Raw genomic sequence first — 15,270 nt, forward strand, 5'->3', positions numbered from 1 at the left:
CTTTCGAAGGATTCAGGAGAGGTGGGTCATGGCGTAGTTCGGTCCGGCGTCCCCGTTGGCCAGGCGCTTGCGCAGTCCGGTGACGGCCCAAAGGCCGGCAAGCACCACAAGTCCGAGGAAGACGTAGCCGTTGTTGACGAACTGTGGAAGGAAGATCAGCGCGGCACACACCAGGGTGAATGCGATGAGGCCGAGGATGTACACGGGCATGCGCGCCCGACCCAGATCGAACGTGCCGGCTTCCGCCGCGGGGATCGTGCCGCGGCGATGGCCGATCAGCAGCGCGACCGTCTGCAGGAAGTAGGTCGCGAACACCGCCAGCGATGAAAGACCCATGATGAGGAAGAACACCTTCTCGCTGACCAGTGCCGACAGCAGCAGGATCGTCGACAAGGTGAACAGTCCGAGCACCGCGTAGGTCGGGGTGCGGTTGGACGGCGACACGTGGCGCCAGAGGTGGGAGAAGGGCAGCATGTTGTCGCGAGCCATCGAATAGGTGAGCCGAGTCGCCACCAGGATGTTGGCAAGGATGCACGCCATGATGTTCGTCAGGGCAACGGCGACAACGATTCTCGTGACCACCGGACCCACCTGCTGGGTGATGATCTCCTCGATCGGAGCCGACTGGGCCGCGGCGACGGCGTCCTGATCCTTGATGGCCAGCACGTATACGACATACATTCCGAACTCGATGATGATCGACGTGGTCAGCGCGTAGAACATGGTGCGCGGGATGACGTGTCGCGCGCCGACGGTCTCCTCGGCGACGTCTGCGCTGGCCTCGACGCCGATCAGCCCGAAGAATGGTCCGAGCGAGGCGGCCAGCCAGGCCAAGATATAGGCGCTGTGTTGATCTGACGTGCCGCCGGTGAACAACACCGAAATCGGTTGGTGGTTCTCGGGTGCGGAGAACGCGACGATTGCGACGACGATCGTCGCGCCGACCGTGACGATCAGTTCGAGGCTGACGCCGATGTTGTTGACCATCGTCGCGAAGCGCACACCGTAGAGATTCACCACGACGCACACCGCCATCACGCCGATGGCGACAAGGATCTGCGCGGTCTGGCTCATGTTCCAGCCGAACAGACTGCCCAGATAACCGGACAGGATGAAGCCCACCCCTGTCATGCCGCACACCCATCCGGCGAGCGCCATTATCCCGGTGAACCACGCGAGCATCGAGCCGTGAATCCGGCTCGTCCATTGGTATGCGTAACCGGCGAGCGGGATCTTGGCGGTCAGGTCCGCGGCGATGAACGTCCACACGACGAACACCGCTCCGGCAAGCAACAGCGTCCAGACAAACGGGGCGCCCGCGGTGAAATATCCGGCGCCGAATCCGGTGAATACCGCGGTGGTGGCACTGATCGTCGCGAAACCGATCGCAAAGGATGCCACCCGGCCGACTGAGCGGTCGAGTCGTTGCGTGTAGCCGAACTGGGCGAGTTTGGCGTCCTCGTCGTTCGTCGGTGCCGCAGGCGTAACGGGTGAGGCGGTGTCAGTCATGCTGTGAGGAAACCCGACGCGGCGTATCCAGGGAAGTTTCAGTTTCTGATCTACTTATAAAGCCCCTTTATCAGTGATAGCTTGCGGGCCGCTCCACGCCCTGGCCCTCGGCGAATTCCCACTCCGTCTCCACATGGCGCACCAGCGTCGCCGCTTGCGGGCTCAGGTCGTCGGGATTCCAGACAAGCCCGATATAGCTGGTGCGGTTGCGGATGGGTACGTACACGATGCCGGGCCGTTCGTAGAGCCGGGAGACGGACTCAGTGGTGAAGCTGATCCCGAGACCCCTGGCGATGTAGGTGATTTCGGCCTCATAGGTGGCCGCGACGGCTGCGATGGTGGCGGGACGGCTCCTGGCTTCGGCAGCGATCCAGTAATCCCGCCAACCACCTGCGCTGTCGGGCGCGCAGACGATCGGATCGTCGATCAGCTCGGCGATGTCCACCTCCCGGCTGCCCGCCAGCCGGTGGTCGCGTGGCAGGCATGCCACCCAATCGTCGCGGTCGAGGACGAACATCCGGTGGTGGGGCAGGTCAAGAGGTGACCGGGTGAGGGCAACCTCCGTGGTGCCCGCCGCCAGGCCGGCCGTCGGATCGGAGAAGTCGAATTCCGTTGGCTCGACGGTGATATCGGGATGTGCCGTCTCGAAGTGGCGCACGATCCGGTAGAGCAGATCAGCTCCAGTGCCGAGGAAATAGCCCAGCCGGATGCGGCGCTGATTGCTGCCTGAAAGCGCAGCGAGGTGATCGACGGCGGCGTCCAGGCCGCGCAGCGCGTCCTGCATCCGCGGCAACCAGGCGGCGCCGGCTTCGGTGAGCAACACCTCGCGGGTGTTTCGAGTGAAGAGCATGACGCCGAGCTGATGCTCGAGCTGTTTGATCGCCGTCGACAGCGCGGGCTGCGTGATGAACAGCCTCTCCGCGGCGCGCCGGTAATTCAGCTCCTCGCCAAGGACGGCGAAGTAGCGCAGCTGCCGCAGCGTGACGTCACCGCTCGTGGGCTGACCTCCCTCTTACGGGTCGCGGGGCAGCCCCAGCAGTCGTTCCGCGATGATGTTGAGCTGTACCTCCGAGGTGCCGCCGTAAATCGTAGTGGCCCGGCTGGCCAGCAGCATTTGTGCCAACTGGCCCTGAAGCTGGTCGGGATCGCCGATCGCGCCGTCGGTGCCGAACGACGACACCGCGAATTCCGCGTACCCCTGTCCGGTGCGCATCGACAGCAGCTTGGAGATCGCCGCGGCAGGCATCGGGTCGCCGCCGGCCAGCGTCAACAGCGTCGACCGCATGTTGAGTAGCTTGGCCGCGTGCCCTTCGGCGATCAGCCGACCGGCGCGATTTTGGTCGATCTGGTCGAAATGCCCGTCGCGGATGAACTCCACAAAACCGTTGAGGTTGGCCAGGAACGGCGCCTCGCTGTTGCCAATCGACACGCGCTCGGCCGTCAGCGTGGTGCGACTGACCTCCCAGCCGCGGTTCACCTCCCCGAGGACGAGATCGTCGGGAACGAACACGTCGTCGATGAACACGGTGTTGAACATCGCGTTGCCGGTGAGCTCGCGCAGCGGCTTGACCTCAACGCCCTCGCTCTTCATATCGAGCAGGAAGTACGTGATGCCGTTGTGTTTCGGCGCGCTCGGATCCGTACGCGCCAGCAGCATGCCCCACTGCGACAGCTGCGCTCCGGTGGTCCAGATCTTCTGGCCGGTGATCCGCCAGCCGCCGTCGACCTTGGTGGCCTTGGTGGTCAGGCTGGCCAGATCCGAGCCGGATCCTGGCTCGGAAAACAGTTGGCACCAAATCATTTCGCCGCGCAGCGTCGGCGGCAGGAAGCGCTGCTTTTGCTCTTCGGTGCCGAACGCCACGACAGAGGGAATCAGCCAGGCCGCGATGCCCATGTTTGGCCTGCGCACCTTACCCGTGGTGAATTCCTGGGCGATGATGATCTGCTCGACGGGGCTCGCCCCGCGACCCCATGGCTTGGGCAGGTGAGGCACCACCCAACCGCCCTCAGCGAGGGCGACGGTGCGCTCCTCACGCGGAATCGCCTTCAGCGCAGCGACTTCCGCGCGGATCTCTTCGCGCAGCTTCTCGGTGTCCGGGTCGAGATCGATGTCGATCTTGCGCAGGCCGGTGCTCGTCGCGACGTCCACCACCTGCTGCGGGTAATCCGCGCCGCGACCGAAGCACGCGTTGAGCATGATGGCGCGCCGATAGTAGACGTTGGTGTCGTGCTCCCAGGTGAAGCCGATGCCGCCGTGCACCTGGATGCAGTCCTGGGTGCAGTGCAGCGCGGCCGCGGGAGCCAGGGTCGCAGCGACCGCAGCGGCGAACTCGAAAGCGCTGTCCTGCGAGCCGGTTTCGGAATACTCGTCGATCGCGCGGGCAGCGTCCCACACCGCCGCGGTGGCGCGCTCGGTGTCGGCGATCATCTCGGCGCACTTGTGCTTGATGGCCTGGAACTGGCCGATGGGCCTGCCGAATTGCTCGCGAATCTTGGCGTACGCCGAGGCGGTGTCGGTGGCCCAGCGCGCGACTCCGATGGCCTCAGCGGATAACAGCGTCGACATCAGCGCGCGCGCCAGCGTCCGGCTCAGGTGGCTCAGCACGCGGTCTTCGCCGACCTCGACAGCGTTGGCCCGAACGTGCGCCAGCGGCCGCAGCGGGTCGATGCTCTTGGCGGGCTCGATCTCGAGTTGGTCGGCGTCGAGCACCATCCACTCTTCACCGCTGTCAATGGCCACCGGGAGCACCAGCACAGCGGCCTGCGCGGCGGCGGGTACCGCCCGCACCTCGCCCCGGATCACCAGGCCATCACCGTGCCGGGTGGCGGTCAGCCCCGAGTCGATCGCATAGGCGGCGATCACCTCGCCGGATGCGAGGTCGTTGAGCAACTTCGCATCGCGGTCGTTGGCGGAGATCAGCGCGCTGGCGATCGCCGAGGGGACGAACGGGCCCGGCACCGCGCCATAGCCGAACTCGGCCAATACGATGGCCAGCTCGAGAATGCCGAAGCCTTGTCCGCCAACGGATTCGGACAAGTGCACGCCCTGAAGTCCCTGTTCGGCGGCGGCCTTCCAATACGGCGGTGGGTTCGATACGGGGGTCTCGAGCGCTTCGTGCAGCACCTCCGACGGCGCCACGCGCGCCACCAGAGACTGCACCGAATCGGCCAGGTCGTTGTGCTCAGGACTGATCGCGATGGGCATGCTCCATTGCCTTCCCTATTAACCGGTCGGTTGGGAGCCAGATTACTCGTTGACGACGTTGGCCAACTTCCGGCCGTCCCTGATCCGCCGGCAGTTGTCGACGGCGTGTTCGAGGTAGCGCCGCATCGTGTCGGCGGTGTACCAGGTGACGTGCGGGGTGAGCACGACGTTGTCCAGCTTGAGCAGCGGATTGTCGGCCGGAATCGGCTCGACGGCGAACACGTCTAAGCCCGCTGCGGCGAGGCCGCCGCTGCGTAATGCCTCGACGAGCGCGCCCTCGTCGACGACACCACCGCGTGAGGTGTTGACGAGCACCGCGTCCGGCTTCATCCGGGCCAGCGCAGCACGGTCGAGCATGCCTGCGGTCTTCTCGGTCAGCGGCAGGTGCAGCGAGACGATGTCGCTTTCGGCGAGCAATTCCGGCAGCGGTCGCCAGCCGGGATGGCCGTCGTCGCGGGTGCTCGTGTGCACGACCCGGGCGCCCATGGCCGCCACCATCTTTTCGACGGTCTTGGCGATGTTGCCGTAGCCGACCAGGCCGACGGTGCATCCGCCGACGTCACGCACCGTCTCGCCGAGGCTCGGGTCGGACGGCCAGCCCTTGCCATCGCGGGTCGCGCGGTCGAGTGCCGGGAGCCGTCGCAGCGCGGCCAGCATCAGAAGCACGGCGCCCTCGGCGACCGACGGCGCGTTCGCACCGGGCATGTTCGCCACCGCGACGCCCAACCGGGTCGCGGTGTCGACGTCGATGGTGTTGACCCCGGCGCCCATCTTGTGCACGAGCTTGAGGTTGGCCGCCTTCTCGAGGTCTGCTTCGGAGAGCGGCCTCAGCACGTGCCAGATGACCTCGGCCTCTGGCAGCTCACGGTAGAAGGTCTCGTCGTCGTCCTCGGCGCAATATCGGATGTCCAACCAATCCGTCTCTGGCGCAAGGAATTCAGTGACCTTTGCACCGGGTATGAAGTGGGCGAGAACTCTCAGCGATGGGCGCTTGCGCGAAGAGTCAACAGTCAGCGCCACCGCTTCGCGATCCACTTGGCGATCGTATCGGCCTTCTCGCTGCGCGCCCCCGGGGTGGTGAAGTAGTGGTCGGTGTCGATCGAGCACTTTGATTTGTCGGTGCTGGCCAACGCGTCGTAGATGCGCTGTGCGTCGCTGGGATACACGCCGGTGTCCTGTTCGGCGTTGATCACCAGGGCGGGGCAGTCGACGCGCGCCAGGTGTGGTTCGGCGCGGGTCTGGGCATGCCGAAGACTCCACATGCCCAGCCAGTTGCGCAATGTGCATGCGGCGGCGATACCGTGCGCCGAGCGGTTGGCCTTGACCGGTGGTCCGGCGTAGCACATATTGGCCGGGCGCTTCGTCGGTTCCAGCGTTGGATCGACCATCCGCGGATCCGCCCACGTCCGCAGCACCGTGAAGGGGCGGTCAGAGAAGCCCGCCGCATGCACTCGTTTGAGTTCGGTCTCGGCCCAGTCGGTGATCGCGTGATTGCGGGCGATCTGCGCCGAGCGGTAACGCTCGATGAACTCCTTGGAGTACGGGGGACCGTTGCGTGGGTCGAACAGGTCGAGGTCGGGATCGCTTGCCAGGGCGTCGTTTTCATCGATAACCGAGGCATCCATCCATGCGGTCAACACATCGGGGCGACCGGGGTGGGCCGCGCTGGCCACGTAGCCGTCGGCTGGGGGCAGGTCGGCAAGCCCGGCAGCGGGCCGCATGCCAGGCAACGGCGTGACGTGCGCGTCGACGGCCTGGGCTTGATAGGCCGCCATCAATGAGCCACCGCCCGAATTGCCAAGCAAAACAATGGTTTCTACGCCCTGCACCTCGCGCAGCCAGCGCACTCCGACGCCGATGTCGACCAGCGCGTGGTCTAGCAGGAAGCTGCTCTCGTATCCTCGGTAGCGGGTGTTCCACCCGAGAAAGCCGATGCCCCGGGTGGCCATGTAGTCGGCGAGGTAGTGCTCGGAAAAATCGATCTGGTAGTGCGCGGCGATCATGGCGACCTTCGGCTTGCGCCCGACACCGCGGTGGTACAGCCCCTGACACGGATGCCCACCCGAGCCGGCGCGCCGTGCCGTCGGCGAGTCCATTCCGACGAATTCACGGGTGACGCCCGGTGTCCCGGTCGACGCCGAGGTTTTCGTCATGTCAGGCCGGCCTCCTTGTGATAAATGGTCCGGTAGAAGAAGTTGGCCAGCGTGGTGATGCATGCAGCGTCGTCCACGGCGTCCGCGACGTCACCTGACAATTGTATGTAGCAGAACTGGTTGAGCATCGAGACCATCGCCACCGCCATTAGATGCGGGTCGTCCTCGCGGGCGCAGAAGCCGTGCCGCTGGGCCTGCTTCACCATGCGAGTGACCAATTCGATTGGCAGCGAGCAAATATCGGCCCAGTATTCGGCGAAGTCGTCATTGATCATCGCGAGCTGCGAGACGCTGATGATCTCGGCGAGCCGATTGCGGTAGGTGTTCCAGTGCGCAGCCGCCGCCTCATACGAGCGCTCCCAGTTGGTCAGCCCGGGTTCGGCGGCCGCCCGCGACCGTTCTCTTGCCTCATCGCGGAACCGCACCGCCCACTCGCGGACCATCGCCTCCTTGGAGTCGTAATAGTTGTAGAACGACGCTGTCGACTTGCCTGCTTCGGCGGCGATGTCCGAAATCGTCGTCGCCAGAATGCCCTTGCGCGCGATCACCGCCCGCGCCGCCGTGTCGATCGCGGCCTGTGTCTGCCTGCCACGCAGCGTCGGCAACTGTTCGCGGGGACTGACGGTCACGGGGCTCCTCGGCCGTTGATCGAAACTGAATCTGATGTTAGATTCAGATTTCGAGCTTGGCTAGAGGAGCAGCGACGTGATCAAGCCAAACAACCCCAATTCCGAATTCGAACTCGGCGGCATCAACCACGTGGCGCTGGTCTGTTCCGATATGGAGCGAACCGTCGACTTCTACAGCAATGTCCTTGGTATGCCATTGATCAAGTCGTTGGATCTGCCCGGCGGCATGGGACAGCACTTCTTCTTCGACGCGGGCAGTGGCGACTGCGTGGCGTTCTTTTGGTTCGCCGATGCGCCGGATCGCGTCCCCGGCGTTTCGTCGCCGGAGGCGATTCCCGGGATCGGTGACATCGTCAGCGCCGTCAGCACCATGAACCATCTGGCGTTTCACGTGCCTGCGGAGAAGTTCGACGAGTACCGGCAGCGACTCAAGGACAAGGGGGTACGCGTCGGCCCCGTCCTCAACCACGACGAGAGCGAAGCGCAGGTTTCGGCGACGTTGCACCCCGGCGTATACGTACGGTCGTTCTATTTCCTTGATCCAGACGGCATCACTCTCGAGTTCGCCTGCTGGACAAAGGAGTTCACCGACAACGACACCCAGACGGCACCGAAGACCGCAGCAGACCGCCGACCTCGGGTGCCCGCAGGACGCTGACCGCGCCATGCCTGACGGCGGGCTGTCGGACGCTCAGATCGCCGCGATGTCGGCGCATGAACGTCGAGAGTTGATCAACCGGCTGGAACGTCCGCTCGGGGAGCTCCTGTCGGCCGCACAGCTCGCGAGGTTGCGGCGGGTGCGCCTGGTGTTGATTGTTGGCGCGATCATCGGGCTGCTGCCGTGGATCGTCTACCTCGCAATCACGCTGCCCGACAAGTACATCGCGCACAACTGGCCCACTACGTGGGTCGGCTTCGACATCCTGATCCTGATATTCATGGCGACGACGGCCGTGCTCGGTCTGCTGCGGCGACAGCTGCTCGTCCTGACTGCGTTCACGACCGGCGTCCTGTTGGTCTGTGACGCATGGTTCGACGTGATGACGGCCGCGCCCGCTGACAGATGGCTGTCGGTGTTGACCGCCGTCGCGGGGGAGCTGCCGCTGGCGGCGCTCCTGATCACGGGTGCGCTGCGTATCCTTCGGTTGACCGCTACCCGGCAGTATCTACTTGACCCTGGGATGCCGCTGTGGCGAATCCCGTTGCTGCCCTAGCTCGTATAAAGGTCAGGCACGGCTAGGCCGTCGATCATCGCGGCCAGCTGATCGACAAGCTGATCGTTGTTCAGTGCGATCTCCCCCTCCAGCCACGCGGTGATCATCTGCGCGACGCCGCCGACCACGAAATGTGAAGCCGCCTTGATCCGCTCACTGTGCCGCGCGCCTAGGGTGCCCGCATGTTGAAAGGTCAGCAGCGCCATCAACGCGAAGGAGTCCGTGCGCTTGCGCACCACCACGGGATTGGACAGCTGCGAGCTGAACAGCAGACGCCCCACCCGCGTATCGGCCGCGATGGCCCGCACGATATTGGCCATGCCTGCGCGGCTCTGTTCGTTGAGCGGCGCCGCAGCGACAGCGGCCTGCGTCGTCGCTGCGATATCGGCGATCACCCAGTCGAACACCGCGGCCACCAGGTCGTCCTTGTCGGTGAAGCTCTCATAGAAGTAGCGCAGTGCCACCCCTGCTCGCGCGCAGATGCCACGCACGGTCAGTTCGGACAGGTCAGCGTCGGAACCGAGGATGTCCAGGCCGGCCTCCAGGAAGCGGCGGCGGCGCTCGGCAACTCGGTCAGCCGCCTCGATGCCGCGGTAGGGCCGCACTTGAGCCATCGGCTCCATCTTGACACCGGCGTCGCCGCGGAGGCAATATATCTGGAAACAAAGGTTCTCACATTTGTCGTTAGGTGGATCAATGACGATCAATGAGCGGACTGTCGGCGAAGTCGCTGCGCTCCCGACGACGACGCGTTCGCGTGGGGCCACTCTCGAAGACGGCCTGATGGGAGTCGCATTGCTGGCCGGCCCGGCCAACGTGATCATGCAGCTGGCGCTGCCTGGCGTCGGCTACGGCGTGATGGAAAGCCGGGTGGAAAGCGGCCGCGTCGATCGGCACCCGATCAAGCGCGCGCGCACCACATTCACGTATCTAGCGGTTGCGCTCAACGGCTCGCCGGAGCAGAAGGCGGCGTTCCGCCGCGCAGTGAATCGTGCTCACGCGCAGGTCTATTCGACCGATGAGAGCCCGGTCAAGTACCACGCGTTCGACAAGCAGCTGCAACTCTGGGTTGGAGCCTGCCTGTACAAGGGGGCGGTTGACGTGTACCGCCTGTTCATCGGCGAGATGAATGAGGAGACCGCCGAGCGGCATTATCGCGAGGGGTTGCCGCTCGGTACCACGCTGCAGGTACCCGAGGACATGTGGCCCAAGGATCGCGCCGCATTCGACAGGTATTGGCAGGAATCGCTGAAGAAGGTGCACATCGACGATGCGGTGCGTGAATACCTCTGGCCGATTGCTGCAGGACGGATACGTGGCGTCAGGCTGCCAGGTCGGGTCCAGCGCTCGCTTGACAATTTCGGCCTGCTGATGACGGCCGGCTTTCTGCCGCAACAGTTCCGGGACGAGATGAAGCTGGAGTGGAACGCTGCCAAGCAGCGCCGCTTCGACCGCATCATCGGCGTGCTGCGCTTCGTCAACCATCTGATGCCGCGCTTCATCCGACAATTCCCGTTCAACGTGCTGTTGAAGGACCTCGACTGGCGGATCCGAACCGGACGTCCGCTCGTCTAACGGGCGCTGACGCGATAAACTTCGATTTCATCAGGCAAGCCCTTGAGTCGTTGTGCGCCAAGGCTTTCAAAGCTCAGACCGGATCCTGCTGAGAGGTCGCGCACCGTGCGACTTGCAAGTATGTCGCCAGCGCCCGCCAATGCACCGATCCGGGCACCGATGTGCACCGCTAATCCGCTCCACTCAGTGCCGCGCCGCTCGCACTCGCCGGTATGGATGCCGGCACGTATCGGCATGCCTCTTGTCGCGAGGGCGGGCACCACGTCGAGCGCCCAGCGGGCAGCCTTCGTGGGCGCTTCGAACAACGCGAAGATGCCGTCACCGGTATGGTTGGCTCGCTCACCGTCGTGACGCGAAAGCGCAAGGGCGACAAGCTCGTCATGGGTGTCCAACAGGTGGCGCCAGTGTGCGTCACCATGTGCGGTGAGCCGCTCGGTCGACCTGACGATGTCGGTGAAGACGACGGTTTTGAGCACCCGCTCCGCCGCAGCCGTCGGCTGTTCCTCCCCGATGAACTCCAGCATCTGCTCACCGAGTTCCTCGATCACATCGAATCCGTTGTGCGAGCCTTCCGGCAGCGCGTGAAAGGATGCGTTCGGGATGGCCGCAGCCAACGCGGCAACCGCCTCGATTGGCACGAAACCGTCGCCTGGGCGTCCCATCACCAACGTGGGAGCGCGGACACTGGCCAAGACTCCGCGAACATCGATGTCCATGAACGCCCGCCATCGAAGTTTCGCCATCATCGGACTCGCGATGGTGCGTTGATATCTGCCGAACATCTCCCGCACTCCCGGCGTCGCGGCGGCAGATCCGTAAAACACGTCTGCCAGCGCGCCTTCGCCCCAGGCTCGGTCGATCTCGTCGAGATGTGAGTCCACCTCAGTCGGGGTGAAACCCCAGGGAAAACTCGGAAGGTCCTGCGAGAACCGCGCCGCGGTCCCATACAGCCCCAGGGACAACACCCTGTCTGGATACATCGCGGCGAACAAGATGGCGATCGATCCCCCTTCGCTGGAACCGACCAGGTGAAAGCGCTCGATGCCAACTGCGTCGACGACTGCGCGAAGATCGGCGACGCGCTCGTCGAAAGACAGATGATGGCTGGCCGGATCAGATAGGCCCGTGCCGCGTCGATCCCACATGACGAACCGCACTCGCTGTGAGACGCGATCGATCAGAGGCTTGTAAGGGCTACCGGTCTCGTCGACTGTGTCGACGTTGCTGACTACCCAACCGGGGGCGTAGACCATCGTCGGACCGGAGTCTCCGAAGACGCGATATGCCAGTCGCACGTCGCCGTTGCGTGCGTAGTGCACCCGCCCGCCGTTCACGTCAATATGGTGACAGTTCGCAGACGGCGGCACAGCCAGTTTGCTTGCCACCGAATGAACACACGTCCCAATGCAAGCAGCGACACCTTTGCCCCGGGTAGTTCCGCGCGGGTGTGACTGCGCAGTTCCGCGATACTGTCGCGCGGCGTCCACACCGTAGGCCCGCTGTGTTCCCATTTGCCGCCCAACTGGATCGCAAGGGCGCGGTCGATCCGTATGCCGAGGTGTTCTGCCGGGCACTCGGCCGTGAGTGGGCAAGTCCCCTCGACCGACGTGGAAGAGATTGGTTGTTCGGTGCCTGCACCGCATTCGTCACTTGGGCGCTCTACTTCGCGGTCGCACCGATCACGGTGGGCCGCACGCGGTCGATCATCGAAATGTGGACGGGCGCAACGATTATCAACGGACTGACGGGACGGCTACTGGCAGTCCTGATGCTTCGGGGGCGGACGCCACCTGACGCACTTCTCGGCACTTGGCTTGCGTTTCGCCAGGCCGCCCGGGGTCGCGCTGGAGCCGCTGTCGGTCGAACGGCTCATTCGAACATGAAGCCGCGCATGAAGCGGGTCATGCGGCGCAGGTAATCCGGCTGACTCACGTGCAGAATGTGGTTGCCAGGGAACCAGTGAAACGCGCAACGGTCCCAGTGCTCCCACAGCATCTCGGCCTGCTCCGGTGGCGCCAGCCGATCGCCGAGCCCAGTGATGATCAGCCGACGATCTTTAGGCACCAGTGGTGGATAGTTAAGTGGTGACGGGTATTTCGTCGCTTCGTGCACCAGTTGGTCATCGGTGCCTGCGATGAGATCGCGCAACCGCACCACATAATTGGCGGGAAACCACTCGTCCACAGTCCTGTCCGGGGTCACAACGGGAACATTGGGAACCACGGCCTGAATGCGGTCGTCGACGCACGCGATCAACGCCGAGGTGTATCCGCCCAACGACATCCCGGTCAACGCGACCCGATCAACACCGGTGAACTCGAGATAGTCGATCAGTGACCGGAAGTCGTGCACAGCCTGGGCCATTGCCTCCGCGAAACCCGCGAAGCCGTGTGCGAAGTAGCCGTATCCACTGAACGGCGAGCCCTTTTCGGCGCGTGCTCCGTGGAACGGCAATGTATACAACAGCACGTCGTAGCCGGACCGGTAGAACCACGGCAGCGAGAAGAACAGACCGTTGAACAAGTACGGCGAGCCCATGAACCCGTGAATCACGCACAATGTGGGGTGCGGCCCGTCGTCGTGGACCCAGTGTTGTGCGCGCACCACGTTATTGCGGAGATAGCCGCGGCATTGTTCGCGCAGCGCCGGGTTGACGGCCTCGAAGCTGCTGTCGAATCGGATGTTGTTGACTCGGCCCTTGGCCATCCACTCGGCGATGGGATTGGCTGGGCGCGATGAGATCCGCGGTTCTTGCGTGGGCTTCGGAAACGACAGTTCCGGATCCCTGGCGCTGGCGAGCTCGGCGTAGAACCGCAGGTGGTCGAGCTCGGCGCGCGTCTCGGACCGGCGCAGCGCGGTGGTGAGCATCGTCGGCACCATGGTGGCACCCAGCAGCGATGCGATCGCGGTGCGCAACGCGACGTCGGCAACGGCCGACGAGTCGACGATCAGCCGTTGCCGCAGCGTGAGGTCGATGCGGCGGGGCAGCCCGCCGACGGTGGCGTCGGCGCCAGGAACGTCGGGGACTGGAATCGGGGGATCGACGGGAGCGGCGTCGGAGTCCCGCGTACTGGACACCTCCGCATGGTAGCGCTCAGTTCAACCGGTAGACCGTTGATCCGCCGATGAATGTGCCGGGATAGTGCGCCGCTACCCAATCCGAAATCTCGCGGGTATGCGACACGGTGTGCTGCGTGCTGCGGATGACCTCACCGTGGGCGCCTGGTGAATTCGGCCCGCGGCCGGCCTCGACGTAGTACGAGATCTTGCCCGCGTGGACGTCGTCGATGAACTGTTGAACCGTCGGTACCGGGTCGCCGCTCCAGCCTCCGACGGCCATCACCGATGTGCCAGAGGCGATTTCGAGAGCGGCCGCCGACTGCGAACCGTTCGTTGCGGCCGACCATTGCGTGTGCGTCGATGCCAGCATGGCTGCGAGTTGAGCATTGGTGGCCTCGTCGTTGATCCAGGAGCCTGATACCTGAGACGTCCTGGCCGCTGTGGGCATCGTTCCATGATGCGGGGTGGCGGCCGTCGCGATGGAAAACGCGACGGTCCCTGTCAGACCGGCCGCACACCCGGCCACCAACGCGAGAACTGGTGGACGCGGCAACAGTACACCAACTGCGCTCACCACGGCGACGGCAACGATCAGCAACGGTAGCCATCCTGGGCCAAAGGCGTTGCGGTGCAGTAAGAATGCGGAGGGCGCCGCGGAGAGCACGATCAGTGCGGCCAGTGCGCATCGGCCGTCCCTCAGTAGTCTTCGCTGCCACGCCCACACCGCGCCCATGCTCACCAGTGCGGCAACCGCGGGCGCCAGCGCGACCGTGTAGTACGGATGGATCATTCCGCCCATGAAGCTGAACACCACGCCGGTGACCAACAACCAGCCGCCCCACGTCAGCAACGCACACAACTCGCCACGGCTCAACGCCCGCCGCGCCGCTAGATACGTGCCAAGTGCGACGACGAACAACGCCGTCGCGAACAGCCATGAGATCTCGTTGGCCATCTCGCCCGTGAACAGCCGGTGCGCTCCGGTATGCCCGCCGAGCATCGGCACGCTCGAACTGCCCCAGTCGCCGAGCGGCTTTCCCTCTGGGTGGTGGCCGAGCAGGCGATTGATCCCGTTGTAGCCCAACGCCAGATCGAGCACCGTGTTGTCCGTCGAACCGCCGATGTATGGCCGCGCGCTCGCCGGGGTCAGCTGCACGGCCAGCACCCACCAGCCGGCCGCAACGATCAACGCCACCGCCGCCCCGAGGAGATGAAGCGCGCGCTTGCCCCAAGTCGTAGGCGCCACAAGCAGATACGCGACACCGAAGCCGGGCAGCACGAGGAACCCCTGCAGCATCTTCGTCAGAAATGCGATACCCATGACGGCGCCGACGAGCGTCAGCCAGCGCCACGACGCGGTCAACGTCGCACGCGTCAGGCAGTATGCGGCGACGGTCAACAGCAGCACCAGCAGCGCGTCGGGGTTGTTGAACCGGAACATCAACGCGGCGGCGGGCGTCGCCGCTAGCGTCGCGCCGGCAAGCAATCCCGCGGCCGCCCCCTGGTTGGGGTCGGGAAACGCGCGTCGCACTGCGGAATACAGCACGGCGACGGCCGCCACGCCCATCAACGCCTGCGGCGCCATGACCGACCAGCTGTGCATCCCGAACAGCCGCACCGAAAGGCCACTGACCCACAGCGAGGCGGGCGGCTTGTCAACCGTGATGAAGTTCTGCGGGTCAACGGAGCCGAAGAACCACGCCGACCAACTCTGCGAACCAGCCTGCGAGGCTGCGGCATAGAAGGTGTTGCCGTAGCCGCTGGCCGAAAGGCGCCACAGATACAGCACGGCCGTCGCGCCCAGCAGCGCGACCAGCGCCCACCGCGACTTGCTGGGCCTGCGCACTGGCACGACGGTCTCCGTGGAGACCGGTTGGTCGACAAGGGCAGTCACACGCATACGGTGCCGGTAATTACCAGCCGCA

At 64.7% G+C, this 15,270-nt stretch carries 13 protein-coding genes; 3 read left to right on the forward strand and 10 right to left on the reverse strand.

The features are described from left to right. Window positions 1–12: 12 nt before the first annotated feature. From MYCSM_RS01320 to MYCSM_RS01345, 6 genes are all read right to left on the reverse strand, one after another. Window positions 13–1,509, reverse strand: coding sequence for an APC family permease (locus MYCSM_RS01320; protein ID WP_015304316.1), 1,497 nt, complete (start codon window positions 1,507–1,509; stop codon window positions 13–15). Window positions 1,510–1,579: 70 nt separating this feature from the next. Further along, window positions 1,580–2,488 (reverse strand): LysR family transcriptional regulator, encoded by a 909-nt coding sequence (locus tag MYCSM_RS01325; protein WP_015304317.1) that lies wholly within the window; start codon window positions 2,486–2,488, stop codon window positions 1,580–1,582. 33 nt (window positions 2,489–2,521) lie between these two features. Continuing rightward, the gene (locus MYCSM_RS01330; RefSeq protein WP_015304318.1) at window positions 2,522–4,714 is read right to left on the reverse strand and encodes an acyl-CoA dehydrogenase; all 2,193 of its coding nucleotides are present in this window, start codon (window positions 4,712–4,714) and stop codon (window positions 2,522–2,524) included. Window positions 4,715–4,756: 42 nt separating this feature from the next. Then, entirely contained in the window at window positions 4,757–5,695 is a 939-nt protein-coding gene (locus MYCSM_RS01335; protein ID WP_041312962.1) for a 2-hydroxyacid dehydrogenase, read from the reverse strand. A 29-nt stretch (window positions 5,696–5,724) separates the two neighbouring features. Next, window positions 5,725–6,867, reverse strand: a complete 1,143-nt coding sequence (locus MYCSM_RS01340) for an alpha/beta hydrolase (protein ID WP_015304320.1) — start codon at window positions 6,865–6,867, stop codon at window positions 5,725–5,727. Further along, window positions 6,864–7,496, reverse strand: coding sequence for a TetR/AcrR family transcriptional regulator (locus MYCSM_RS01345; RefSeq protein ID WP_015304321.1), 633 nt, complete (start codon window positions 7,494–7,496; stop codon window positions 6,864–6,866). Before MYCSM_RS01345 ends, MYCSM_RS01340 begins: the two co-directional genes overlap by 4 nt. 76 nt (window positions 7,497–7,572) lie before the next feature. On the opposite strand from MYCSM_RS01345, the gene MYCSM_RS01350 reads away from it, so the two are divergent. Then, on the forward strand, window positions 7,573–8,154 hold the full coding sequence (locus tag MYCSM_RS01350) for a VOC family protein (RefSeq protein WP_015304322.1): 582 nt from the start codon (window positions 7,573–7,575) through the stop codon (window positions 8,152–8,154). Between the two features lie 7 nt (window positions 8,155–8,161). Further along, entirely contained in the window at window positions 8,162–8,710 is a 549-nt protein-coding gene (locus MYCSM_RS01355) for a hypothetical protein (protein ID WP_015304323.1), read from the forward strand. Here the strand turns inward: MYCSM_RS01355 and MYCSM_RS01360 are convergent. Next, complete coding sequence (locus MYCSM_RS01360; protein WP_157681264.1) at window positions 8,707–9,324, reverse strand: TetR/AcrR family transcriptional regulator; 618 nt, start codon at window positions 9,322–9,324, stop codon at window positions 8,707–8,709. The genes MYCSM_RS01355 and MYCSM_RS01360 overlap by 4 nt on opposite strands. A gap of 82 nt (window positions 9,325–9,406) precedes the next feature. Between MYCSM_RS01360 and MYCSM_RS01365 the strand changes: the two genes are divergently transcribed. Beyond that, entirely contained in the window at window positions 9,407–10,285 is an 879-nt protein-coding gene (locus tag MYCSM_RS01365; protein WP_015304325.1) for an oxygenase MpaB family protein, read from the forward strand. Here MYCSM_RS01365 and MYCSM_RS01370 read toward each other — a convergent pair. From MYCSM_RS01370 to MYCSM_RS01385, 3 genes are all read right to left on the reverse strand, one after another. Then, window positions 10,282–11,619 (reverse strand): adenylate/guanylate cyclase domain-containing protein, encoded by a 1,338-nt coding sequence (locus tag MYCSM_RS01370; RefSeq protein ID WP_041311163.1) that lies wholly within the window; start codon window positions 11,617–11,619, stop codon window positions 10,282–10,284. The two genes, MYCSM_RS01365 and MYCSM_RS01370, sit on opposite strands and share 4 nt — an antisense overlap. Window positions 11,620–12,154: 535 nt before the next feature. Beyond that, window positions 12,155–13,363 (reverse strand): alpha/beta hydrolase family protein, encoded by a 1,209-nt coding sequence (locus MYCSM_RS01380; protein WP_015304328.1) that lies wholly within the window; start codon window positions 13,361–13,363, stop codon window positions 12,155–12,157. A 16-nt stretch (window positions 13,364–13,379) separates the two neighbouring features. Continuing rightward, the gene (locus MYCSM_RS01385) at window positions 13,380–15,245 is read right to left on the reverse strand and encodes an ArnT family glycosyltransferase (RefSeq protein ID WP_015304329.1); all 1,866 of its coding nucleotides are present in this window, start codon (window positions 15,243–15,245) and stop codon (window positions 13,380–13,382) included. Window positions 15,246–15,270: the final 25 nt, after the last annotated feature.

Source organism: Mycobacterium sp. JS623, assembly GCF_000328565.1.
GTDB lineage: Bacteria > Actinomycetota > Actinomycetes > Mycobacteriales > Mycobacteriaceae > Mycobacterium.